The following is a 23,354-nucleotide window of genomic DNA, read 5'->3' as shown; positions in this document are numbered from 1 at the left end:
TCTCGAGGAGGCTACCATGGCTGCATTGATCCACCGCTCGCTGCGCAACCGCCCACTGAGCATGCTCATGGGCGTAGCGATCAACATGGGTGGTGCGGCAACCTTGCTCGCACATCTGCGCTGACCCACTCGCCTGCGCCGCAAGGAGGCAGTGATGCAACGGGACGTATTCGAACGAGAACTGGACCGCGAGGGCTTCACGCAACGGGTGACGGTAACGCGCGACGCCGGCGATCTGGATGTGCACGTGCATCCCTTCGAGGCAAAGGCGCTGATTCTGTCGGGCGAGATAGCGATTCGTGTCGGCGCGCACGAGCGTGTCTACCGCGAGGGCGACGTCTTTCACTTGCGCGCCAACGAACCGCACGCCGAGCGCTACGGACCGACAGGGGTGATGTACCTCGTCGGCCGCAGGTGAACTACATCGAACTGTTGGCGAATCGGGCGATGGGGTCGTCGTCCTGCGACGGCGGCGTCGAGAGATTGGCTGTGCTGCTCGGCGGCGACACCTGCGGGGTATCCATCGGCGAGGATGTCGAGGCCGTGAGCGGCCGGTTTGCCGGTGCGGCAGTCGTCGGCGATACGGGGGTGCCGGCGGTGTAGGCAGCGATGCTGGCGGGCGCGTTCGGCTTTTGCGTCTCGACAGGCGCGGGCGACGGCGTCCGGTTCACATAGGTTGTATTCCCCGCGGGCGCCTTGTTGGCTGCAACGCGGCGCACACCGTCGATCCGTCTCGCCCAATACGGGATGTAGAGACTCTCCAGACGCACTGTCCCGCCTGTGTTCGGTGCGTGCACGAATTTTCCCTGACCGACGTAAATGCCGACGTGCGAGTGCGCGCGTCCGGTCGTATTGAAAAAGATAAGATCGCCGGAGGCGAGCTCGTCGCGATCGAGCACCGTGCCGACACCGCTCATGTCAGCCGTGGTGCGCGGCAGATTGACGCCGGCGGCGCGCGCCACCACATAACGCACGAGACCGCTGCAATCGAATCCGGAATCGGGGGTGTTGCCGCCGTAGCGATAGGGAATGCCGACGAGACTCATCGCTTCGAGCGTGATCTCCTCCTGGCCGGCGCTGTGCTCGGGGCCCATCGTGCGGTTGCCATAGTTGGCACTGCTGCCCGATCTGATCGCAGGACCGGACGAACAAGCCGCAACCAGCAGCGTGAGCGCCAGCACGGCGACACTTCGCCAGGACGCACCGGGCAGCGTCGCCAACGACGTTGCGTGGCGAGCCGCAAAGCGAGATGGGCTGAGTGAGCGCTGGTTTCGCATGCGCCGAGTTTACGATGCTTGCTGCGCGAATGCATCGCATAAGTGCCGAATCATGGACATTCTGTGGCATCGATGTCACAAATTCACCACTTCCGGGGCGATTTCGTCGTCCACGCGCCCTGCTGACGGGATGCCGCCGGGGAGGCGGCGGTGCTGACAGGATGCAAAAAAACGGCGCCCGAAGGCGCCGTCGTCTCGAGCATGGCAGCTCGCTTACCGCGTAACGTCGTCAGAGAATCTCGGCGGCGTAATCGGCCAGGCGAGAGCGTTCGCCGCGAGCGAGCGTGACATGTCCGCTGTGTCCCCAGCCCTTGAAGCGGTCCACCACGTAGGTGAGCCCCGAGCTGCCTTCGGTGAGGTACGGCGTATCGATCTGCGCGATGTTGCCCAGGCAGATCAGCTTGGTGCCGGGGCCGGCGCGCGTGACGAGCGTCTTCATCTGCTTTGGCGTGAGGTTCTGCGCCTCGTCGATGATGACGAACTTGTTCACGAACGTGCGACCGCGCATGAAGTTCATGCTCTTGACCTTGAGTCGCGAGCGAATCAGCTCCTGCGTGGCCGCGCGACCCCATTCACCGGCGGAGTCGTCGGTCTTCTGCAGCACTTCGAGGTTGTCGTCGAACGCGCCCATCCACGGTTGCATCTTCTCTTCCTCGGTACCCGGCAGGAAACCGATGTCTTCACCGACAGGCACGGTGGCGCGCGTGATGATGATCTCGTTGTAGCGTTTCTCGTCGAGTGTCTGCGCCAGCCCGGCGGCCAGGGCGAGCAGTGTCTTGCCCGTGCCTGCCTGGCCGAGCAGCGTGATGAAGTCGACCTCGGGATTCATCAGCAGGTTCAGCGCGAAGTTCTGTTCGCGATTGCGCGCCGTGATACCCCACACGTTGTTCTTGTGGTGTCCGTAGTCGCGCAGCGTTTGGAGCAGCGCTGTCTTGCCGTTGATTTCCCTGACTTGCGCGTAGAAGGGCGCCTCGCCGTTGTTCGTCTCCAGGTAGACGAACTGGTTGATGAGGAAATTGGCGCACAGCGGGCCGGTAATGCGGTAGAAGGTGGTGCCGGTCCGGTTGTCCTGCCAGCTTTCCATGCCCTTGCCGTGCTTGGTCCAGAAATCCGGCGGCAGGGCCATCACGCCCGAGTACAGCAGATCGCTGTCTTCGAGCACCTTGTCGTTGAAGTAATCTTCCGCGGGCAGGCCGAGCGCGTGCGCCTTGACGCGCATGTTGATGTCTTTCGACACCAGCACGACCTGTCGATCGTGGAACTTGTCCTGCAAGGCACGCACGACGCCCAGAATCTGGTTGTCGGCTTTGCCCTGCGGCAGTCCTTCGAGCGGCGGTACCTCGGGCAGGTCGGTCTGGAAGTACAGGCGTCCGGTGGCGTCCTTGTTGCCGAGGCGCGAAAGCGGAATGCCTTCGGACATCGACTTCGTGCCGCTTTCCGCGACCAGCCCGTCGAGCGTGCGGCTCACCTGACGCGCATTGCGCGCCACTTCCGACATACCCTTCTTGTGATTGTCGAGCTCTTCCAACGTCATCATCGGAAGATAGACGTCGTGCTCTTCGAAGCGGAACAGGCTGCTCGGATCGTGCATGAGCACGTTCGTGTCGAGCACGAAGAGCTTGGCCGGTTCCATATCCTTGTTGCGTGCGCGCTTCGAGCCCGGGCCCGCCACCGACGGCTTCACCGCCTTGAGCGAGGTGGACGCGCCGGCAGAGTCTGTCGACGGCGGCGACTGGGGCGAGCGTGCGACGGGCGACGGTTGTGGTGCAGTCTGCGTCGCTGGGGGTGTCTTGGGGACAACCTTCAGTTCGGCCGTGCCGGGGGATCCGGCGGTACCCGCTGCACCGGACGTCTCGCCCAGTGCATGTTGTTCAGACGAGGGGATCGGTTTCTTGGCCTCCGTGCGCGAAGGTTTGAGGCGAGTGGGGAATTGTTCCGGGGCAAGCAGCGAGCCCGGTTTGGTCGGCGCCGATGGCAATGGCATAGATTTCCCGTTCAAGAAAACACAACACAACTCGGCCGGGACAGACGGCGGTGCAACACGTCCCGGCAACAAAAAAGCCGCCTGCCCGGACGCACCGGAGAGGCGGCTTGGCTGAAGGCGCCGCCTTGGCGACGCCTGCAATAGTCTCGTTCAATGCGCTTGATCATTACGGCTGACTATATCGTCTCTCGCCGTGCTTGTATAGCGTTGAATGCCCTTGCCGGCGGGCGCCACCGGCCTGGTTGCAACAGGCACGGGACAACGCCGTCGCCGGACGCGACCGATCAGAGCGCCTGGACGGCGGCCAGGACTTCCGCGACGTGATCGGGCACGCGCACGCCACGCCATTCCTGGCGCAATACCCCTTTCTCGTCGATCAGGAATGTGCTGCGCTCGATGCCCATGTGTTCCTTGCCATACAGTTTTTTCAACTTGATGACACCGAACAACTGGCACACCGCTTCATCCGCGTCCGAAATCAGCGGGAAGGGCAGCCCGAGCTTCTTCTGGAAGTTCTCGTGCGAGCGCAGGCTGTCTCGCGACACGCCGACGATCTGCGCACCCGCTGCCTGAAACTGGTCGTACATGTCACGGAAGTTCATGCCCTCCGTGGTGCAGCCGGGCGTGTTGTCCTTCGGGTAGAAATAGATCACGACTTTCTGGCCGCGATGCGCGTTGAGCGAAAAATCGCCGCCGGTGGCCGGTGCGGTGAAATCGGGCACGAGGGTGTCGATGGCTACCGTCACTATGGTCTCCTTGGGTGGCCTTGCGAGGCCGGAACGGGGAAGTGGATCGGGGCTCAGGCGCTCGCCGCCCGGCCTTCGAGAATCAGATCGCCGGAGCGGCCCGGGATTTCACCCCAGACGACCGGATGCGCGGGCAGCGCGGCGAGGTCGAGCGTCTCGTAATACTGGCCCATGGTCACCAGATCGTGCCCCTGGCGACGCCATCCGGCCAGCACCTGACGGAACAGCGGGGCCAGCTTCTGGCCTTCGAGCTCCGCATGCAACGTGAACACGTGATCTTGCGCCGGATCGCGAGTCAGGGCAAGCAGATGCTCGGCCACACCGTTGATGTCACGGCCGTCGACGCCCAGCAGCTCGTCGACGGTGGGCAGCGTCGTCGGCATTTGCACGTGATTCAGACGCACGCCGTCGACGATGGGATAGTGCGGCGCACGTCCACGACCATCCGACGCATACTTCATGCCCCATGCATCGATCTGGCGAAAGGCATCGTTGTTCATCTGCCAGCCCGCGGCACCATGCGTAAGTGGCGGCGTGCCAAAGATCTGCATGAAGCGCGCGTATGCCTGCGACATTTGTCGCTGGGTCCAGGCGGCGTCTCGGGTGCGCACGTTGTCCTGCCAATAGGTGTGGTCCCACGTGTGGATGCCGGTCTCGTGGCCGGCGCCTTGCACCGTGCGCATCACATCCGCCGCACGGCGGCCGATGTCCGGGCCGGGCAGGAGCGTGCCGTACATCAGCGTCTTGAATCCATAGTGTTCGACGACGGACGTACGCGAGACTTTCTTCAGGAAACCGGGGCGAAAGACGCGCTTGAGCGCCCACCCGGTGTGATCCGGTCCGAGGCTGAACAGGAACGTCGCCTGCGCATGGTGCTCCGCCAGCGCGGCGAGCAGGTTGGGCACGCCTTCACGCGTGCCGCGCAGCGTGTCGACGTCGATCTTCAGGACAATCTTGGCCATAGCCGCCCTTGTGTGGGGCATCGCAGGCATGCGACGCGATGCCGGGAATGTCGAATTCCATTGCCGATGGAAAAACGCCCGATGCGCCAAGGGCGCACCGGGCGTGCAGTGCGTGTGCCACCGTCGCGGCCTGCAACACCTGAGTGGCGGGCCGGACCGTTGCCGCGGTCATTCGCGAATATCGTGAGATAGCGCGGAATGAGGCGGAATGGCGCGCAATATCGCGTTATTCGCCCTCGACCAGACGGCGAGCTTCGGCAACGTGACCGCGATACGCTTCGAAAATCTTGCGCAGCGCGTCGTCCATCGACGTGGTCGGCGCCCAGCCAAGTTCCTGCATCGTGTTGTCGATCTTCGGCACGCGGTTCTGCACGTCCTGGTAGCCGTTACCGTAGTAGGCGCCCGACGACGTTTCGACGAGCTGCACCTTCTTGGCGGTCTCGGCGTATTCCGGGAATTCGGCCGCGAGTTTGAGCATCATGTTGGCCAGCTCGCGCACCGAGAAGTTGTTCTTCGGGTTGCCGATGTTGTAGATCTTGCCGCTGGCAACGTTGTCCTTGTTGTCGATGATGCGCACCAGGGCGTCGATACCGTCGTCGATGTCGGTAAAGGCGCGCTTCTGATGGCCACCGTCGACCAGACTGATGTTCTCGCCGCGGGCGATGTGACCGAGGAACTGCGTGACCACGCGCGACGAACCTTCCTTCGGCGTGTAGATCGAGTCCAGGCCGGCGCCGATCCAGTTGAACGGGCGGAACAGCGAGAAGTTCAGGCCTTCCTGCATGCCATAGCCCCAGATCACGCGGTCCATGAGTTGCTTGGAGCAGGCGTAGATCCAGCGCGGCTTGTTGATGGGGCCGTAGATCAGCGGCGAGTTTTCCGGATCGAATTCGCTGTCGGTGCACATGCCGTAGACCTCGGAGGTCGACGGGAACACCAGGTGCTTGCCGTACTTCACGGCCGAGCGCACGATCGGCAGGTTCGCCTCGAAGTCGAGTTCGAACACGCGCAGCGGCGCCTTTACATACGTGGCCGGCGTGGCGATGGCGACGAGCGGCAGGATCACGTCGCACTTGCGGATGTGATACTCGACCCACTCCTTGTTGATCGTGATGTCGCCTTCGAAGAAGTGCATGCGCTCGTGGTTGACCAGATCGCCGAGGCGATCGGTGAGCATGTCCATGCCATAAACTTCCCAGTCGGTCGTCTCCAGGATGCGCTTCGACAGATGGTGGCCGATGAACCCGTTGACACCGAGAATCAGGACTTTTTTCATATTGCGGTCAGTGATTGAGCTGGGAAAACTGTTCCGGCGTGACAGGCTTGCCGTCCAGCGTTAGTTCATGAATGGCGATGGCATTTCCGTCGCCGCAAATGCCGAGGAGCGCATTATCCACTACTTGCAGTCCGCAGGGCAAACCGGCCGGTGCCGGCGCGCGTGACAGACGGGCCTGTGCGACCACCCAGCGGCGGCCTGCCAGATCGGTGAATGCTCCCGGATAGGGCGGGGCGACGGCGCGAACCAGGTTGTAGACATGCTGCGCGGGTTGCGACCAGTCGATCCGGCCGTCCTCCGGCTTGCGTCCGCCAAAGTAGCTGCCCGAGGCGAGCTCGTTGACGTGACGCGGCGCCGTGCCCGCCATCAGGCCCGGCAGGCAGCGCCAGAGGGTTTGCTCGGCGGCCACGGTGACCTTCTCGAACACCATGCCCGCCGTATCGTCTGGCAGGATGGGCACGGCCGTCTGGTCGATAATCGCGCCGGCATCGGGTTTTGCGGCCATTTCGTGCAACGTGGCGCCGGTTTCCGTTTCGCCGCGCAAAACCGCCCAGTTCACCGGCACGCGTCCCCGGTACTTCGGCAGCAGCGAGCCGTGCATGTTGAAGGCGCCGCGCGGGGCGATCTCCAGCACCGTCACCGGGATCATGTGGCGGTAGTAGAAGGAAAAGATGTAATCCGGTGCAGCCTCGCGGATGCGCGCGGCGAGCGCGGGATCGGCGGGGTCGTCGGGGGTGACGACCGGGATGCCGTGCTCGGCGGCGACGCCGGCAACGCTGCCGAACCAGATGTTCTCGTTCGGATTGTCCTGATGCGTGACCACAAGCGCGACATCGACGCCGCGTGCGAGCAGCACTTGCAGACAGCGAACACCAACGTTGTGATAGGCGAAGACGACGGCGCGGGCGGTGTTGGGGGTCTGAGCGCTCATGACGTTTGCGATCCCAGCTCGGCGGCACTGGCGGCCTGCGCCTGGGCGACGCCCGGCTCGGCCGTGTTCGCGCCGCTGCCCGCACGACCGGCCGGCGGGGCTTCGAGCACGGCCTGCACCAGATAGCGCGGGCGCTGGCGGACTTGCTGGTAGATGCGACCGATGTACTCGCCGAGCAGGCCCATGCCGAACAGAATCACACCCAGCAAGCAGAACGTGACGGCGAACAGCGTGAACACGCCCTGGACTTCGGAGCCGAAAATGAAGCGTCGCGCGATGAGCACGACGAACAGCAGGCCCGAGGCCACCGACAACGTGATGCCCACGCCCGACAGCCATTGCAGCGGTACGACCGAGAAGCCGGTGACGAGGTCGAAATTCAGGCGGATCAGACTGTAGAGCGAGTACTTCGACTCGCCCGCAAAGCGCTCCTCGTGGGCGACGTCCACTTCGGTGGGGTTCTGCGCGAAGGTGTACGCCAGCGCCGGAATGAACGTGTTGATTTCGCGACACTGATTGACCGTGTCGACGATGTGGCGGCTGTAGCCGCGCAGCATGCAACCCTGGTCGGTCATGCGAATGCGGGTGATGCGCTCGCGAAGACGGTTCATGGCGCGCGAGGCATTGCGGCGGAACCAGGTGTCCTGACGATTCATGCGCACGGTGCCGACGTAGTCGTGACCGGCCGCCAGTTGCGCGACGAGTTTGCCGATTTCCTCGGGCGGGTTCTGCAGGTCGGCGTCGAGCGTGACGACCCATTCGCCGCGGGTATGTTCGAAGCCGGCCAGGATGGCCATGTGCTGGCCGTAGTTGCCGTTGAACAGCACCACGCGCGTGACGTCGGGACGCGCGCGATATTGTTCGGCAAGCAGCGCGGCCGAGCGGTCGCGGCTGCCGTCGTTGACGAACACCACTTCGTAAGTCACACCCAACTGGTCGAGGGCCGGGTACAGCCGGGCGAAGAGCGCGGCGAGGCCGGCCTCTTCGTTATAAACCGGGATGACGACGGAGAGTTGTGGACAATTCATTTTTGATGATCAGCGCAAATGGCGTTAACGGCTTCGCAGACGCGAGCGACGTCGGCATTCGTCATGGCGGGGAAAAGCGGCAGCGTGAGAATCGCGCGGCCGAGACGTTCCGCGTTCGGGAACTGCCCCTCATGGAAGCCAAGCGCCCGGTACATTGTAAACAGGTGGATGGCCGGGTAGTGAACGCCGCTGCCGATGCCGCGTGATTTGAGCTTTTCCATGAAGCCGGCGCGGTCGATCGTGAGCTTGTCGAGCGGCAGTTCGATCTGGAACATGTGCCAGTTCGAATTCGTGAAGTCGGCCGGCGGCAGGCCGAGCCCGAGCGCCACGGCCGGTCCGCCCGCGAGCGTGTCGAAATAGCACTGTGCCAGCGCCGTGCGGCGGCGGTTGAACTGCGCCAGATGCGGCATCTGGCCAAGTCCCACGCGTGCGGCAACGTCCGTCAGGTTGTATTTTCCGCCAAGCACGTCCACGTCCATGCCGTCGAAGCCCGTACGGGTCACACCCTGCAGGCGGTACTTTTCCGCCAGACGCGCTTCGTCTTCATTGTTGAACACGAGTGCGCCGCCCTCGATCGAGGTCAGGTTCTTGTTGGCGTGAAAGCTGAACGACACCAGGTCGCCGATGGCGCCAATGCGCTCGCCGCGCCACGTCGAGCCCATGGCCTGCGCGGCGTCCTCGATCACGCGCAGCCCGTGCCGGCGCGCGATGTCGTACAGACGATCCATGTCGAGGGGCAGTCCCGCCAGATAGACGGGGATGATCGCGCGCGTGCGGGGCGTGATTGCCTTTTCGAGCAGATCGAGATCCAGATTGCGCGTGACGGGGTCCACGTCGACGAACACGGGCGTGGCGCCCACTTCGAGAATGACGTTGGACGTGGCAACCCACGACAGCGGCGTGGTGATGACTTCGTCGCCACCCTTGACGCCCGCGATGCGCAGCCCGATTTCAAGCGTTGCGGTGCCCGAATTGAAGACGCGCACGGGGCGGTTGCCGAAATATTCGGACAGCGCCTTCTCGAAGGCCTGCACCTGCGGGCCCGAGGTGATCCAGCCCGAGCGCAGCACCTCGGTCACGCCGGCGATGGTGGCGTCGTCGATGCTCGGCCGCGTGAACGGCAGGAACGGTTGATTCGATTGAGGGGTTGCCGAGTCGCTCATGATGTAAGACGAAGCCTCAGGTAAGCGTGGAGCAACGCGTGCGCCCGGGGGCAGGCGATGGCGTCGAACCCACGAAGGCGCGCAGCGTCAGCTGCGGGCCAGAATATAAACACCGACCAGAATGATGCCGATGGCCACGAGCCGCTGCATCGACAGCGTCTCGCCAAACAGGTACCACGCGGCGATCGCGTTGACGACGTACCCGAGCGAGAGCATCGGATAGGCGATCGAGACCTCGACGCGCGAGAGTGCCAGAATCCAGACGACCACACTGATCGCATAGCAGACGAGGCCGCCCATGATCGGCACCTGCGTTGCGAGCTTGATGCCGATCGGCACGATGTTCGCGCGGGTGAATTCCATGGCGCCGATGGCGTTCGCGCCGGCCTTGAGCAGCAACTGAGCGCATGCATTGAGCAGCACGCCCGTGAGAATAAGTGAAAACGTAGCGAGATTCATGGAACGTTTGTGAACGTTTGTGAATAATTATGGACGCTGCAAATTGGCCAGTCCTGGCGCCGTCGTGCGGCGCGAGGCCCTTTCCCCGATCTTGTCATTGCCGGCGGTATTCATGCGTGTGGCGCCGGCCGAAACAATTAGCGCGCTATTTTACGTCGTCTTCCGGCTGAGGTTTCGAGATCACGATCCGCCGCGTGTCGCGCGCGACGACGCGCATGGGCAGGCGTTCGGCCTCCAGCTTGCCGAACGTACCCGGATCGACCAGCGCGAGCGCCTTCGGGTCGGACCGCCACCGCGCATAGAAGTCGGCGAGCGTGGGCAGCCATTTCTGCGGCTCCTGCTTCACGCCGAATTCGAGCTCATCCGGATGCTGCACCATGATCATCGTGTGCCCGAGGTAGTAGGGCATGGTGTGATCGAGCACGTTCACGGAATAGAAGGGGACGTTCGGCCCGAGGCGGGCCATCTCGGCCTGGACGGCCGGCACCAGCAGCACCCCCGAACTCTGGCGGCCGAACACCTCGTGTCCCATGCCGCCCACGGTCACGAGCAGCAGCATGGCGCCCGAGAAGGCGAGCAGGGCACGCCGCGCGCTGTGACGCGCGAGCCGCCACGCCACGAGCGTTCCCGCCAGGCCGAGGCCCACGGCCACGTACAACCAGACCTGGAAGGCCTTGTAGAGCTCGTTCGGATTGCGCACGCTGCCGGCGCGGCCGACGAAGATCGCTACCATCACGAGCGCCGCGATCAGGAAAATCGCATAGCCGGCCATGTGCAGGCGAACGGTGTCGCGACGCAACTGCGCGAGATACAGTCCGAAGAGCAGCGCCATGGCCGGCGCGATGGGCAGCAGGTAGGAAATCAGCTTGGAATGCGACGCGCTGAAGAACAGGAAAATGAACGCCGACCAGACCCAGAGCATCAGCGCCGGCGCGAAGCCGTTCGGTTGGCGGGGCATGCGTAGCGTGGCGCGCACGGTGCCCGGCAGCACCGACAGCCACGGCAGGAAGCCGACGAGGAACACCGGCACGAAGTACCAGGGGGCGCCGTCGCGGTTATGGCCTTCCATCGCGAAGCGGCGGAAGTGCTCGTTGATGAAGAAGAAATCGAAAAATTCGGGGTTGCGCAACTGCACCAGCACGAACCACGGCGCGGCGATTGCGAGAAAGACGATCAGGCCGCTGCCCAGATACAGTCGCCGCCACAAGGCCCAGTCCCGAGCCACGAGTGTGTAGATCACCAGCACGGCGCCGGGCAGCACGACGCCGACGAGGCCCTTGCTCAGCACGGCAAGCGCCATGGCCGCCCAGCACAACCACATCCAGCCGCGCACCGCGCCGCGATCGAGCCCGGGGCGCTGGGCCAGCAGCAGCGCGCACAACGACAGCCCCATGAAGAACGACAGGCCCATGTCGAGCACGTTGAAGTGTCCGAGCAGCGACCACAGCGGCGCGCTGGCCAGCGCGGCTGCGGCGAACAGGCCGACGCGCGCATTGAACACGCGGCGGCCGGTGTAGCCCACCGTCAGCACGCCGGCAAAGCCGGTGAGCGCCGTCCAAAGCCGTGCCTGCCACTCGCCGAGCCCGAAGGCGGCAAAGGTGAGCGCGTTCATCCAGGTTTGCAGCGGCGGCTTCTCGAAGTACTTGTAGCCGTTATAGCGTGGCGTGATCCAGTCGCCGGTCACCCACATCTCGCGCGCCATTTCCGCATAGCGGCCCTCGTCGCTCGCGATCAGGTGGCGATAGTCGAGCACGCCGAACCAGACCAGGGCGAAGCCCAGAAGCAGCAGCCAGAAGGCGGCGGGCGACAGGGGATAGGCGGACGGCGTTGCGTCGCGAGGGGACGCGGGCGGCAAGGCGGGCGCAGCGAGTGGGTCCGTGCCCGGCAGGCCGGATGCGAGCGGGCGGCGACTCACTCAGTCGCCTCTGGCTCGATGAGCAGGGCGAGCACGACGCGCCGCCCCTCGCTCATCAGGATGTTATAGGTGCGGCAGGCGGCTTGCGTGTCCATGGAGTCCACGCCGATGCGTGCGCTCGTCAGCGACGTGGTCAGTCTGGGATGGGCGAAGCGCAGGCGCGAGCCGCTGCCGAAAATGACGACCTCGGGGTCGAGGCGGCGCAACAGGTCGAAGTCGGCGGGCGTGAGCGCGTCGAAGCGCGACACCGGCCAGTGCTGGATCTCGCCCTCGGGCGCAATGATCACGCTCTGGTCGTGGCGAATCTTGTTGACTTCGACATAGCCGCGGCCGTAGCCGGTCACCGTGTTCAGGGCTTGCGACGGGTCTTGATGCAGTTTCACTTTCGAAAGATTCCCTACCAGGGGTTGCCCGGTGGTGGATGAGCGTCGGCGCGGTGTACGACGGCCGGGCATCTTGCCTCGCGTCTTGCAAACCGTCAATGATGCATTGCCGAACTCTGTCATAATTGGCTAAATTATAGCTTTTTGCCGTACGCAGCACGGCAAAACCGTTGCAGTGCGGCATTTGCCACGCCGAAATCGGGGAAAAGCGGTGTCCCGTGCGCTTTGCGCGCCGGTTCGCGCCGCCGCCGGTGCGTCGTGCGTCCCGCCTGCTGCCGGCCCGACCGGCCCCTGCGTCGCCCGCCAAGACCACAACCGCCGTGAAACCGATCCTCAAATCGCAGAAATTGCAGAATGTCTGCTATGACATTCGTGGGCCCGTGCTCGAACATGCCAAGCGCATGGAAGACGAAGGTCATCGCATCATCAAGCTGAACATCGGCAATCTGGCGCCGTTCGGCTTCGAGCCGCCCGACGAGATCGTGCAGGACATGATCCGCAACCTGCCGAATTCGGCCGGCTATTCGGACTCGCGGGGCGTGTTCGCGGCGCGCAAGGCGATCATGCATTACTGTCAGCAAAAGCGCATCAAGGATGTGCAGCTCGACGACATCTACCTCGGCAACGGGGCGTCGGAGCTCATCGTGATGGCCATGCAGGCACTGCTCAACGATGGCGACGAGGTCCTCGTGCCCGCGCCCGACTATCCGCTGTGGACGGCGGCGGTCAGCCTCTCGGGCGGCACCCCGGTCCACTACGTCTGCGACGAACAGGCGGACTGGCAGCCCGACCTCGCGGACATTCGGAAAAAGATCACGCCGAACACGCGCGCCATCGTCATCATCAACCCGAACAACCCGACCGGCGCGCTTTACTCCGACGAACTGCTCAAGGAGATCGTCGCGCTCGCACGCGAGCACAAGCTCATCATTTACGCCGACGAGATCTACGACAAGATCATCTACGACGGCGCCGAGCATACGTCGATCGCCTCGTTGTCCGAGGACGTGCTCACCATTACCTTCAACGGCCTGTCGAAAAGCTATCGCGCGTGCGGTTACCGCGCGGGCTGGATGATCGTGTCCGGCGACAAGCGCCCGGCGCGCGACTATATCGAAGGGCTGAACATCCTGGCCTCGATGCGGCTGTGCCCCAACGTGCCGGGGCAGTACGCCATCCAGACGGCGCTGGGCGGCTACCAGAGCATTCAGGACCTGATCGTGCCGGGCGGGCGCCTGTACGAGCAGCGCGAAATCGCGCACCGCATGCTCACCGCTATTCCCGGCGTGACCTGCGTGAAGCCGAAGGCGGCGCTGTACCTGTTCCCGCGTCTCGATCCGGCGGTGTACCCCATCGCCAACGACCAGGAATTCATCCTCCAGTTGCTGCTCGAAGAAAAGGTCCTGCTGGTGCAGGGCAGCGGTTTCAACTGGATGCACCCCGACCATTTCCGTGTCGTGTTCCTGCCTCACGAGGGCGACCTGGAAGACGCCATCAGTCGCATTGCCCGCTTCCTTGACGGTTATCGCCGTCGCCACGGCAAGTGATGCGCGCCAACCGATTTCGACTTTTGAGTAAAACTGCATGAATCCGATCAAATTGGGCCTCCTCGGCCTTGGCACGGTAGGCTATGGCGCCTTCCAGGTACTGGCTCGCAACCAGGAAGAAATTCAACGTCGTGCCGGCCGGGGTATCGAGATCACGAAGGTTGCGGTGCGCAACGTCGAACGCGCGCGCGGTCTCGTCGGCCAGGCGGCTGTCGTGACGGGTGACCCGTTCGAGGTGGTCAACGATCCGGACATCGATGTCGTGGTCGAGACCATCGGCGGCTACGACCTCACGAAGGAACTGGTCCTCAAGGCGATCGAGAACGGCAAGCACGTGGTCACCGCCAACAAGGCGCTGCTGGCCGTCTACGGCAACGAAATCTTCGCCGCGGCGCGCAAGGCCAACGTCATGGTGGCCTTCGAGGCCGCGGTGGCCGGCGGCATTCCCATCATCAAGGCGCTGCGCGAAGGGCTCACCGCCAACCGCATCCAGTGGATCGCCGGCATCATCAACGGCACCACGAACTTCATCCTCTCGGAGATGCGCGACAAAGGCATCGACTTCGACGTGGCGCTTGCCGACGCACAGCGTCTGGGCTATGCCGAGGCCGACCCGACGTTCGACATCGAAGGCGTCGATGCCGCGCACAAGCTCACGCTCATGAGCGCCATCGCGTTCGGCGTACCGGTGCAGTTCGATCGCGCCTACATCGAGGGCATCACCAAGCTCTCGGCGCTCGACATCAAGTACGCCGAGGAGTTGGGCTACCGCATCAAGCTGCTGGGCATCACGCGTCGCGCGGAGGCGGGTATCGAGCTGCGCGTGCATCCGACGCTCATCCCCGCCAAGCGCCTCATCGCCAACGTGGAAGGCGCCATGAACGCCGTACTGGTGCAGGGCGACGCCGTGGGCGCCACGCTGTACTACGGCAAGGGCGCGGGCGCCGAGCCGACGGCTTCGGCCGTGGTGGCCGACATCGTGGACGTGACGCGTCTGCAGACGGCCGACCCGGAGCATCGCGTGCCGCACCTGGCGTTCCAGCACGACGCGCTGTCGAACACGCCGGTGCTGCCGATCGGCGAAGTCACCACCAGCTACTACCTGCGTCTGCGTGTGGTGGATCGTGCCGGTGTGATGGCCGAACTCACGCGCATTCTCGCGGACCTGGACATCTCGATCGACGCATTGCTGCAGAAGGAATCGCGCGAAGGCGAACATCAGACGGACATCATCATCCTGACGCATCAGACCCAGGAGAAGCACATCAACGCGGCCATCGCCAAGATCGAGGCGATGGAGACGGTGCTCTCGAAGGTCACGCGCATCCGCATGGAGGCGCTGAGCTGAGTCGGTCGCGCGCGCCCGCAGGCAGGCGCGCCGACGACCCGCTGCACGAACCCATTCGACAGGACACGACCCACATGAAATACATCTCCACGCGCGGCGCGGGCCTGAACTCCGGCGAGCCGCAATCGTTCTCGAGCATTCTCCTCGGTGGCCTGGCCCCCGACGGCGGCCTGTACCTGCCGACCGAATATCCGCGGGTGACGGCCGACGAACTGCGCGCCTGGCGCCAGTTGTCTTACGCCGAGCTCGCGGCGAAGGTGCTGACCAAGTTCGCCGGCGACATTCCCGCCGAAATCCTTGCGGATCTGACCCTGCGCACGTACACCGCCGAGGTCTACCGCAACGTGCGTCCCGGCGAGGATGCCGCCGAGATCACGCCGCTGCTGCCGCTCGGCGTCGAGAATGGCACGCCGCTCTCGCTGCTGGCGCTCTCGAACGGTCCGACGCTCGCGTTCAAGGACATGGCCATGCAGTTGCTCGGCAACCTGTTCGAGTACGCGCTGGTTCAGCACGGCGATGCGTTGAACATTCTGGGCGCCACGTCCGGCGACACGGGCAGCGCGGCCGAGTACGCCATGCGCGGCAAGGAAGGCATTCGGGTCTTCATGCTCTCGCCCGCCGGCAAGATGAGTGCGTTCCAGACGGCGCAGATGTACAGCCTGCAGGACCCGAACATCTTCAATCTTGCGGTCGAAGGCGTGTTCGACGACGCGCAGGATATCGTCAAGGCGGTGTCGAACGATCACGCCTTCAAGGCGCGCTACAAGATCGGCACGGTCAACTCGATCAACTGGGCGCGCGTCGTGGCGCAGGTCGTGTACTACTTCAAGGGGTACTTCGCGGCCACGGGCGGCAAGTCGGGCCAGGACGGCGAAGTGTCGTTCACCGTGCCCTCGGGCAACTTCGGCAACGTCTGCGCCGGTCACATCGCGCGCATGATGGGCTTGCCGATTCGCAAGTTGGTGGTGGCCACCAACGAGAACGACGTGCTCGACGAGTTCTTCCGCACCGGACGCTATCGCGTGCGCAAGTCCGCCGAAACGTTCCATACGAGCAGTCCGAGCATGGACATCTCGAAGGCGTCGAACTTCGAGCGCTTCCTGTTCGACCTGCTGGGGCGCGACGCCCAGGCAACGGCCGAGCTGCTGTCGAAGGTCGAGCGCGAGGGCGGTTTCGATCTCTCAGGCACCGAGGCGTTCGCGCGCGTGGCGCAGTTCGGGTTCGTCTCGGGTCGCAGCACGCACGACGACCGTGTGGCCACGATCCAGGACGTGGCCCGTCGCTACGACGTGGTCATCGACACCCATACGGCCGATGGCGTGAAGGTCGCGCGCGAAGCGCTCGAGCCCGGGGTGCCGATGGTGGTGCTCGAGACGGCGCAGCCGGCGAAGTTCGCCGAGACCATTCGCGAGGCGCTGCATCGCGAGCCGCCGCGTCCCGCGGGCTTCGAGCAGCTCGAATCGCTGCCGCAGCGCTTCGAGACCGTGCCGAACGACGTTGCGCGCGTGAAGGCGTACATTGCGGAGCACACCGGCCTGTAAGCCGGCGTGCGCTGTTCTCAGACTTCCGGGCCCACCCTCATGCTGAGTACCCAAGAAGCTCTCGATGCCGTGCTGGGCGCCGCGCGTGCGCTCGGCCGCCACGAGACGGTCGACACGCTCGCGGCGAACGGTCGCGTGCTGGCCGCCGACGTGATTGCCACGCTCGATGTGCCGCCGATGGACACGAGCGCCATGGACGGCTACGCCGTCCGGTTGTCGGATCTGCGTGACGCCGAGACGGTCTTGCCCGTCTCGCAGCGCATTCCCGCCGGTCACGCACCGGCGCCGCTGGCCGAGGGCACGGCGGCGCGCATCTTCACCGGCGCGCCGGTGCCGCCGGGCGCCGACGCCATCGTGATGCAGGAGCAATGCGAGGCGCGCGAGGACGGCAAGGTCGTGATTCGTCATATGCCCGCGGCCGGCGAGTTCATCAATCGTCAGGGCGCGGACATTCGTCGCGGCAGCGTGATCCTCGCGGCGGGCACGCGCCTGCGCGCCCAGTCGCTCGGGCTGGCGGCCTCGGTGGGCATCGCGAAGTTGCAGGTGGCGCGCCGCCTGCGCGTGGCGGTGTTCTTCACCGGCGACGAACTGACCATGCCGGGCGAGCCGCTGCGCGAGGGCGGCATCTACAACTCGAACCGATTCGTGCTGCGCAGCCTGCTGGAGAACCTTGGCTGCGAGATGACGGATTACGGCATCGTGCCGGACAATCTTGCGGCCACGCGTGCGATTCTGCGTGACGCGGCGCGCGGCAATGACCTGATCATCACGTCGGGCGGTGTGTCGGTGGGCGAGGAAGATCACGTCAAGCCGGCGGTGGAGGCCGAAGGGCGACTGAACCTCTGGCAGATCGCACTCAAGCCGGGCAAGCCGCTCGCATACGGCGAGGTGAACCGTCCGCGTGGCGCGAGTAATGCGACGAACGCGACTGACGCGACTGACGCGAATCGCGGGCACGGTGCGGGCGGCGATACGGCGCACTTCATCGGCTTGCCGGGCAATCCGGTGTCGAGCTTCGTGACGTTCCTGCTGTTCGTGCGCCCGTTCATTCTGCGCTTGCAGGGCGTGGCGGACGTGGCGCCGCGCCGTATCGCGATGCGAGCCGATTTCACGCAGAAGAAGGCGGACCGTCGCAATGAATTCGTGCGCGCCCGTGTCAACGATCAGGGCGGTCTGGAGGCGTTTCCGAACCAGAGTTCCGCGGTGCTCACCTCGACCGTCTGGGGCGACGGCCTCATCGACAACCCGCCCGGGCACCGCATCGAAGCGGGGCAGACGGTGGCATTCCTGCCGTTTTCCGATCTTCTATATTGAGAGACAGGGGCGCCGCCCATGCGGCGCGCCGGGGAAGCAACCATGCAGATCAATCTTCGCTTTTTTGCCAGTGTCCGCGAGGCGCTGAACGTTGCCGAGGAGCCGAACGTGGAAGTCCCCGAGGGGGTTGCCACAGTGGGAGACGTGCGTCGGTGGTTGTGCAATCGCGGCCCCGTCTGGGCCGAGACGCTCGGCGAGCAGCGCGCGCTTCGCATGGCGCTGAATCACGAGATGGTGCCGGCCGGCACGCGGCTCACGACGGGCTGCGAGGTCGCCTTCTTCCCGCCGGTCACCGGCGGCTGACAAGTTCAGGTTTGCATCCGGGGGCGCGCCGGGGCGGCAGCCGGCCTCGGATATGCGGCAACCCGGCCCGCCAACCCTATACAGAGCACATCGACACCATGCCGATTCGCGTACAGACCGAGGATTTCGACCTGTCGGAGGAAATCCGCCAACTGCGTGCCAACGACCTGCGCGTGGGTGCCGTGGCGAGCTTTGTCGGCACCGTGCGCGATCTGAACGATGGCAAGGATGTGTCCCGCATGACGCTGGAGCACTATCCCGGCATGACGGAGAAGGCGCTCTCGGCGATCGTCGCCCAGGCGCAAGAGCGCTGGCGCCTGTTCGACGCCCTGGTCATCCATCGTTACGGCGATCTCGGGCCGGGCGACCAGATCGTGCTGGTGGCGGTGACGTCGGCCCACCGGGGCGATGCGTTCGCGGCGTGCGAATTCATCATGGACTACCTGAAGACCGAGGCGCCGTTCTGGAAGAAGGAGTCCACGCCACAGGGTGAGCGCTGGGTCGATGCCCGGGAGACCGACACCGCGGCGCGGGAGCGCTGGACGAAGGGCGACGGTCGGTAACCGGCCGGGACGACCCCCGAGCGCGGTCGCGCCAGGGCGCGTCGGAAATACGCTTTTTTCAGGAAAAATCGGCGAATTTAAGCAAAATTCGCCGATCGTTTCATTTGTGCGGTCGAGACGGTCTGGCTTGTTTCACGCTATCGAGCAACAGACGTTGCGCCGGTGGCAGCGAATACTCCCACCCGAACAGGTTCAGTTGAAGGCTCTCCGCGATCCGGATGGCGGGCTCCGCAAAGGCGAACGCGGCCTGCGGTTCGAAGATCTTGTCGAGCGTATCGAAGAACAGGGCGAGCCAGCGGCTGAAATGCTCGCCGCTCAGATGCGCGAACGGCTGATGCGCCTGCGTCACATTGCCGCGGTACCGCTTGGCACCGAGCACGATGCTGGCCCAGAACGACACCATTTTCTCGAGATGCCCATCCCAGCGGCCTTCGAGCGCCTCGCGAAAGACGGGCCCGAGCATGTCGTCGTCGCGGATACGCCCATAGAACGTATGCACGAGCAGGCGCACGGCGTCTTCGTCGATGGCCGCCAGCCGTGCCGACGGCCATTCGGCCGTGGTTTGCGGTGCAACGCCGGGAAGGGCGTCTGGCCCCGTTCCGGGCGGCATTTCCGATGCCGCACGGCCGGACGTCGCGCTGTCGACCGGGGGCTGTGTGTCAGGATGACTCATGGTGCGGCGTGCTTAAAATGACTATTATGAGCTTCAAACCCGGGCGTGTCCCACGCATTCCCGGACGTGGTTCCGCGGCGCCCCCGGCGCGTGCCGTGACCCGTGATTCCGGCGTGCCTCGGGCTACGTGAGAAAGGTCGATCTCGCGCCGTAATGCCCCTTGAAACCACAGGGGATTGTCCGCACATCCGATGCAGAAATGAATTCTTACCGGAGCACGAGATGCGACAAGACAAATTCACCACGCAGTTCCTGGAAGCGCTGGCTGATGCCCAAAGCATGGCAGTCGGTCGCGACCAGCAATACATCGAGCCGCTGCACCTTCTGGCCGCGCTGATCGCTCAACCCGAGGGGGCGGCGCGTTCGCTACTGCAGCGCGCGGGCGTTCAGGTCCAGCCGCTGGCGCACGACCTCGAGACGGCCATCGCAAAGTTGCCTCAGGTGCAGGGCACCGACGGCAACGTGCAGGTCGGCCGCGAACTCGCAGGCTTGCTCAACCAGGCCGACAAGGAAGCGCAAAAGCATGGCGACACCTATATCGCCAGCGAAATGTTCCTGCTCGCACTCGCCGACGACAAGGGCGAGACGGGCAAGCTCGCCCGCGCTCGCGGCCTCACGCGCAAGTCGCTGGAGGCGGCCATCGAGGGTGTGCGCGGCGGTCAGTCCGTCGATAGCCAGGATGCCGAGGGCCAGCGCGAGGCCCTCAAGAAATACACGCTCGACCTGACCGAACGCGCGGCGCAGGGCAAGCTCGATCCGGTGATCGGGCGCGACGACGAAATTCGCCGCACAATCCAGATTCTCCAGCGTCGCACCAAGAACAACCCGGTGCTCATTGGTGAGCCGGGCGTAGGCAAGACCGCGATCGTGGAGGGCCTGGCGCAGCGTATCGTCAATGGCGAAGTGCCGGAGTCGCTCAAGAACAAGCGTGTGCTCGCGCTCGACATGGCGGGGCTGCTCGCCGGCGCCAAGTTCCGCGGCGAGTTCGAGGAGCGCCTGAAAGCCGTGCTCAATGACATCGCCAAGGACGAAGGCCGCACGATCCTGTTCATCGACGAGATTCACACGATGGTGGGCGCGGGCAAGGCCGAAGGCGCAATGGATGCGGGCAACATGCTCAAGCCGGCGCTCGCACGGGGCGAGCTGCACTGCATCGGTGCGACCACGCTCGACGAATATCGCAAGTACATCGAAAAGGATGCCGCGCTGGAGCGCCGCTTCCAGAAAGTACTCGTCGACGAGCCGAGCGTCGAGGCAACGATCGCGATTCTGCGCGGTCTGCAGGAAAAGTACGAACTGCACCACGGCGTGGAGATCACCGACCCGGCCATCGTGGCGGCGGCGGAACTCAGCCAGCGCTACATCACCGACCGGTTCCTGCCGGACAAGGCCATCGACCTGATCGATGAGGCGGCGTCGAAGATCAAGATGGAAATCGACTCGAAGCCGGAAGTGATGGACAAGCTCGACCGTCGTCTCATCCAGTTGAAGATCGAGCGCGAGGCCGTCAAGAAGGAGACCGACGAGGCCTCGCAGAAGCGGCTGGCGCTCATCGAGGAAGAGATCGCGCGCCTGGAGCGCGAGTACGCCGACCTGGAGGAAGTCTGGACGGCGGAAAAGGCCGCCGTGCAGGGTAGTGCGCAGGTCAAGGAAGAGATCGACCGCGTGCGCGCCGAGATCGCGAAGTTGCAGCGCGAGGGCAAGCTCGACAAGGTGGCGGAGCTGCAATATGGCAAGCTCCCGCAACTCGAAGCGCAACTGAAGGACGCCGATGCGGCCGAGGCCGCGGGCCAACAGGCGCATCCGCGACTGCTGCGCACGCAGGTAGGCACCGAGGAAATCGCCGAAGTGGTTTCTCGTGCCACGGGTATCCCGGTCTCGAAGATGATGCAGGGCGAGCGCGAGAAGCTGCTCAACATGGAAGCCAAGCTGCACGAGCGCGTGGTGGGCCAGGACGAGGCGATTACCGCCGTGGCCGACGCCATCCGTCGTTCGCGCGCGGGGCTGGCCGATCCGAACCGCCCGTACGGGTCGTTCCTGTTCCTCGGGCCGACCGGCGTGGGCAAGACCGAGCTGTGCAAGGCCTTGGCGATGTTCCTGTTCGATTCGGAAGATCACCTCATCCGCATCGACATGAGCGAGTTCATGGAGAAGCACAGCGTGGCGCGTTTGATCGGTGCGCCCCCGGGCTATGTCGGCTATGAAGAGGGCGGTTATCTGACCGAGGCCGTGCGTCGCAAGCCGTACAGCGTGATCCTGCTCGACGAGGTCGAAAAGGCGCACCCGGACGTGTTCAACGTGCTCTTGCAGGTGCTCGACGACGGCCGCATGACCGACGGACAGGGCCGTACGGTGGACTTCAAGAACACGGTGATCGTGATGACGTCGAACCTCGGGTCGTCGATGATTCAGTCGATGGTCGGCGAGCCGCAAGACCGGATCAAGGATGCCGTGTGGACGGAGATCAAGGAGCACTTCCGTCCGGAATTCCTCAACCGGATCGACGAAGTCGTGGTGTTCCACGGACTCGACCAGAAGCACATCGAGTCGATTGCCACGATTCAGATCGAGATCCTGCGCCAGCGTCTGGCCAAGCTCGAGATGCACCTGGAGGTCAGCAAGTCGGCGCTCGCCCATGTGGCGCGCGAGGGCTTCGATCCGGTGTACGGCGCGCGTCCGCTCAAGCGGGCTATCCAGCAGGAGATCGAGAATCCGGTCGCCAAGCTGGTGCTTGCCGGCAAGTTCGGGCCGAAGGATACGATCCCGGTCGACTGGCGCAACGGCCGCTTCACCTTCGAAGGCGAGACGGCCGCACAGGTCGGCCGCGAGACGGAGGCGGCAGCGGAATAAGCCGTCGGCCCGGGAGATCGGCTCTCCCGGCGGTCAACCTGATAGGACACCCCTCTCGCAGGGGTGTTTTTTTATCGTTCCGGCGCTCGACGGATTCAGCCACCGCATTGCGACGCTGTCTCCGGAGTTGCGGCGCCGATGCCACCGATGCCGCCAATGCCACCGATGGTGTCGAGCGCGGCTACCGCGTCGGACGACAAATGCAAGGCTGCGGCAGCGATGTTTTGCCGCAGGTGGCCAACCGACGCGGTTCCCGGAATCAGCAGAATATTGGGAGAACGTTGCAGTAGCCACGCCAGAGCCGTTTGCAAAGGCGTCGCCCCGCAGTCGGCAGCTACCTGCTCAAGCGTTGCCGACTGCAGTGGCGAGAACCCACCCAGCGGGAAGAACGGCACATAGGCAATACCTGCGCTCGCCAGTTGCGCCACCAGCGGGTCGTCGCCCCGGTGGGCAAGGTTGTACTGGTTTTGCACGCAGACGATATCGGTCATGGTCCGTGCCTGAGCGATCTGATTGGCCGTCGCGTTGCTCAGGCCAATATGCCGAACGATACCCTTGCGCTTTAACTCCGCAAGCGCTGCCAGAGGGGCTTCCAGATCTCCCTCCGCCGGTGCCGCCACGTCGAACATCAGGCGCAGGTTCACGACATCCAGCACTTCCACGCCCAGGTTGCGCAAATTGTCGTACACCGCAGATTCCAGTTCGGCAGGCGACATCGCCTTCAGCCACGAGCCATCTGCGCCGCGACGTGCGCCAATTTTGGTGACGATCACCAAATCGTCGCGATAGGGATGCAGCGCCTCGCGAATGATCTGGTTGGTGATATGCGGACCGTAGAAATCGCTGGTGTCGATGTGATTGACGCCCATCTCCAACGCCGAACGCAATACAGCGATGGCTTGCTGCCGGTCCCCAGGGGGGCCGAATACATGTGGGCCCGCCAGCTGCATGGCGCCATAACCCATGCGGATGACTTCGAGGTCACCGAGCATGTAGCTGCCGGCTTGATTGGCTTGATACATCGTTTCTCCTCGGTTGCGCAAAGCGGTAATGTCAGCGCAGTCTAGGAGCTTGCTCGGTGTGCGACAATC

21 protein-coding genes are annotated in these 23,354 nt (G+C 64.4%); 8 read left to right on the top strand and 13 right to left on the bottom strand.

Translation table 11 applies throughout. The features are described 5' to 3' along the window. Positions 1-154 precede the first annotated feature (154 nt). Positions 155-418, top strand: coding sequence for a cupin domain-containing protein (locus LV28_RS37485; protein WP_023596306.1), 264 nt, complete (start codon positions 155-157; stop codon positions 416-418). 1 nt (position 419) lies between these two features. Here LV28_RS37485 and LV28_RS37480 read toward each other — a convergent pair whose 3' ends face one another. The 11 genes from LV28_RS37480 to LV28_RS37430 form a co-directional block, all read right to left on the bottom strand. After that, on the bottom strand, positions 420-1,220 hold the full coding sequence (locus LV28_RS37480; protein WP_023596305.1) for a C40 family peptidase: 801 nt from the start codon (positions 1,218-1,220) through the stop codon (positions 420-422). A gap of 286 nt (positions 1,221-1,506) precedes the next feature. After that, positions 1,507-3,261: a PhoH family protein gene (locus LV28_RS37475; RefSeq protein WP_023596304.1), complete on the bottom strand. Its 1,755-nt coding sequence runs from the start codon at positions 3,259-3,261 to the stop codon at positions 1,507-1,509. A gap of 284 nt (positions 3,262-3,545) precedes the next feature. After that, positions 3,546-4,007 carry a peroxiredoxin gene (locus LV28_RS37470; RefSeq protein WP_023874116.1) on the bottom strand — a complete coding sequence of 154 codons (462 nt, stop codon included), beginning with the start codon at positions 4,005-4,007 and terminating at the stop codon, positions 3,546-3,548. Positions 4,008-4,060: 53 nt separating this feature from the next. Continuing rightward, positions 4,061-4,969: a polysaccharide deacetylase family protein gene (locus LV28_RS37465; RefSeq protein ID WP_023596302.1), complete on the bottom strand. Its 909-nt coding sequence runs from the start codon at positions 4,967-4,969 to the stop codon at positions 4,061-4,063. 226 nt (positions 4,970-5,195) lie between these two features. Beyond that, positions 5,196-6,245, bottom strand: a complete 1,050-nt coding sequence (locus LV28_RS37460; RefSeq protein WP_023596301.1) for a bifunctional UDP-4-keto-pentose/UDP-xylose synthase — start codon at positions 6,243-6,245, stop codon at positions 5,196-5,198. 7 nt (positions 6,246-6,252) lie between these two features. Further along, positions 6,253-7,176: a formyltransferase gene (locus LV28_RS37455; RefSeq protein ID WP_023596300.1), complete on the bottom strand. Its 924-nt coding sequence runs from the start codon at positions 7,174-7,176 to the stop codon at positions 6,253-6,255. After that, complete coding sequence (locus LV28_RS37450) at positions 7,173-8,204, bottom strand: glycosyltransferase (RefSeq protein ID WP_025249275.1); 1,032 nt, start codon at positions 8,202-8,204, stop codon at positions 7,173-7,175. Before LV28_RS37450 ends, LV28_RS37455 begins: the two co-directional genes overlap by 4 nt. Continuing rightward, positions 8,201-9,367 (bottom strand): DegT/DnrJ/EryC1/StrS family aminotransferase, encoded by a 1,167-nt coding sequence (locus LV28_RS37445; protein WP_023874122.1) that lies wholly within the window; start codon positions 9,365-9,367, stop codon positions 8,201-8,203. Before LV28_RS37445 ends, LV28_RS37450 begins: the two co-directional genes overlap by 4 nt. Positions 9,368-9,454: 87 nt before the next feature. After that, on the bottom strand, positions 9,455-9,826 hold the full coding sequence (locus tag LV28_RS37440) for an SMR family transporter (protein ID WP_023596297.1): 372 nt from the start codon (positions 9,824-9,826) through the stop codon (positions 9,455-9,457). Positions 9,827-9,971: 145 nt separating this feature from the next. Next, on the bottom strand, positions 9,972-11,681 hold the full coding sequence (locus tag LV28_RS37435) for a glycosyltransferase family 39 protein (protein ID WP_038620941.1): 1,710 nt from the start codon (positions 11,679-11,681) through the stop codon (positions 9,972-9,974). Between the two features lie 56 nt (positions 11,682-11,737). Beyond that, positions 11,738-12,124, bottom strand: a complete 387-nt coding sequence (locus tag LV28_RS37430) for an Mth938-like domain-containing protein (RefSeq protein ID WP_023596295.1) — start codon at positions 12,122-12,124, stop codon at positions 11,738-11,740. Positions 12,125-12,444: 320 nt separating this feature from the next. On the opposite strand from LV28_RS37430, the gene LV28_RS37425 reads away from it, so the two are divergent. From LV28_RS37425 to moaE, 6 genes are all read left to right on the top strand, one after another. After that, positions 12,445-13,671 carry a pyridoxal phosphate-dependent aminotransferase gene (locus tag LV28_RS37425; RefSeq protein ID WP_023874125.1) on the top strand — a complete coding sequence of 409 codons (1,227 nt, stop codon included), beginning with the start codon at positions 12,445-12,447 and terminating at the stop codon, positions 13,669-13,671. Positions 13,672-13,708: 37 nt separating this feature from the next. Next, complete coding sequence (locus LV28_RS37420) at positions 13,709-15,019, top strand: homoserine dehydrogenase (RefSeq protein ID WP_023596293.1); 1,311 nt, start codon at positions 13,709-13,711, stop codon at positions 15,017-15,019. 74 nt (positions 15,020-15,093) lie between these two features. Next, positions 15,094-16,560 (top strand): threonine synthase, encoded by a 1,467-nt coding sequence (gene thrC / locus LV28_RS37415; protein WP_038617297.1) that lies wholly within the window; start codon positions 15,094-15,096, stop codon positions 16,558-16,560. A 39-nt stretch (positions 16,561-16,599) separates the two neighbouring features. Then, positions 16,600-17,874: a molybdopterin molybdotransferase MoeA gene (locus LV28_RS37410; protein WP_038617299.1), complete on the top strand. Its 1,275-nt coding sequence runs from the start codon at positions 16,600-16,602 to the stop codon at positions 17,872-17,874. 42 nt (positions 17,875-17,916) lie between these two features. Then, entirely contained in the window at positions 17,917-18,177 is a 261-nt protein-coding gene (gene moaD / locus LV28_RS37405) for a molybdopterin converting factor subunit 1 (RefSeq protein ID WP_023874129.1), read from the top strand. A 98-nt stretch (positions 18,178-18,275) separates the two neighbouring features. Continuing rightward, positions 18,276-18,740: a molybdopterin synthase catalytic subunit MoaE gene (gene moaE / locus LV28_RS37400; RefSeq protein WP_025249272.1), complete on the top strand. Its 465-nt coding sequence runs from the start codon at positions 18,276-18,278 to the stop codon at positions 18,738-18,740. Between the two features lie 100 nt (positions 18,741-18,840). On the opposite strand, the gene LV28_RS37395 is transcribed toward moaE, so the two are convergent. Further along, positions 18,841-19,413, bottom strand: a complete 573-nt coding sequence (locus LV28_RS37395) for a group III truncated hemoglobin (RefSeq protein WP_231107066.1) — start codon at positions 19,411-19,413, stop codon at positions 18,841-18,843. A gap of 222 nt (positions 19,414-19,635) precedes the next feature. Between LV28_RS37395 and clpB the strand changes: the two genes are divergently transcribed. After that, positions 19,636-22,263 (top strand): ATP-dependent chaperone ClpB, encoded by a 2,628-nt coding sequence (gene clpB, locus LV28_RS37390; RefSeq protein WP_023596287.1) that lies wholly within the window; start codon positions 19,636-19,638, stop codon positions 22,261-22,263. Positions 22,264-22,358: 95 nt separating this feature from the next. Here clpB and LV28_RS37385 read toward each other — a convergent pair whose 3' ends face one another. After that, complete coding sequence (locus LV28_RS37385; protein ID WP_048806324.1) at positions 22,359-23,285, bottom strand: aldo/keto reductase family oxidoreductase; 927 nt, start codon at positions 23,283-23,285, stop codon at positions 22,359-22,361. Positions 23,286-23,354: the final 69 nt, after the last annotated feature.

Source organism: Pandoraea pnomenusa (assembly GCF_000767615.3).
In the GTDB taxonomy this organism is placed as follows: Bacteria; Pseudomonadota; Gammaproteobacteria; order Burkholderiales; family Burkholderiaceae; genus Pandoraea; species Pandoraea pnomenusa.
Note: the sequence above shows the minus strand (reverse complement) of the source record. Positions and strands in the feature narration are given on the sequence as shown.

Bases quoted from the DNA above. Each gene is read 5' to 3' on its own strand.
- LV28_RS37485 (WP_023596306.1), top strand. From the start codon at position 155: ATGCAACGGGACGTATTCGAACGAGAACTGGACCGCGAGGGCTTCACG.
- LV28_RS37475 (WP_023596304.1), bottom strand. From the start codon at position 3,261: ATGCCATTGCCATCGGCGCCGACCAAACCGGGCTCGCTGCTTGCCCCG.
- LV28_RS37465 (WP_023596302.1), bottom strand. From the start codon at position 4,969: ATGGCCAAGATTGTCCTGAAGATCGACGTCGACACGCTGCGCGGCACG.
- LV28_RS37460 (WP_023596301.1), bottom strand. From the start codon at position 6,245: ATGAAAAAAGTCCTGATTCTCGGTGTCAACGGGTTCATCGGCCACCAT.
- LV28_RS37455 (WP_023596300.1), bottom strand. From the start codon at position 7,176: ATGAGCGCTCAGACCCCCAACACCGCCCGCGCCGTCGTCTTCGCCTAT.
- LV28_RS37450 (WP_025249275.1), bottom strand. From the start codon at position 8,204: ATGAATTGTCCACAACTCTCCGTCGTCATCCCGGTTTATAACGAAGAG.
- LV28_RS37445 (WP_023874122.1), bottom strand. From the start codon at position 9,367: ATGAGCGACTCGGCAACCCCTCAATCGAATCAACCGTTCCTGCCGTTC.
- LV28_RS37440 (WP_023596297.1), bottom strand. From the start codon at position 9,826: ATGAATCTCGCTACGTTTTCACTTATTCTCACGGGCGTGCTGCTCAAT.
- LV28_RS37420 (WP_023596293.1), top strand. From the start codon at position 13,709: ATGAATCCGATCAAATTGGGCCTCCTCGGCCTTGGCACGGTAGGCTAT.
- thrC (WP_038617297.1), top strand. From the start codon at position 15,094: ATGAAATACATCTCCACGCGCGGCGCGGGCCTGAACTCCGGCGAGCCG.
- LV28_RS37410 (WP_038617299.1), top strand. From the start codon at position 16,600: ATGCTGAGTACCCAAGAAGCTCTCGATGCCGTGCTGGGCGCCGCGCGT.
- moaD (WP_023874129.1), top strand. From the start codon at position 17,917: ATGCAGATCAATCTTCGCTTTTTTGCCAGTGTCCGCGAGGCGCTGAAC.
- moaE (WP_025249272.1), top strand. From the start codon at position 18,276: ATGCCGATTCGCGTACAGACCGAGGATTTCGACCTGTCGGAGGAAATC.
- LV28_RS37395 (WP_231107066.1), bottom strand. From the start codon at position 19,413: ATGAGTCATCCTGACACACAGCCCCCGGTCGACAGCGCGACGTCCGGC.
- clpB (WP_023596287.1), top strand. From the start codon at position 19,636: ATGCGACAAGACAAATTCACCACGCAGTTCCTGGAAGCGCTGGCTGAT.
- LV28_RS37385 (WP_048806324.1), bottom strand. From the start codon at position 23,285: ATGTATCAAGCCAATCAAGCCGGCAGCTACATGCTCGGTGACCTCGAA.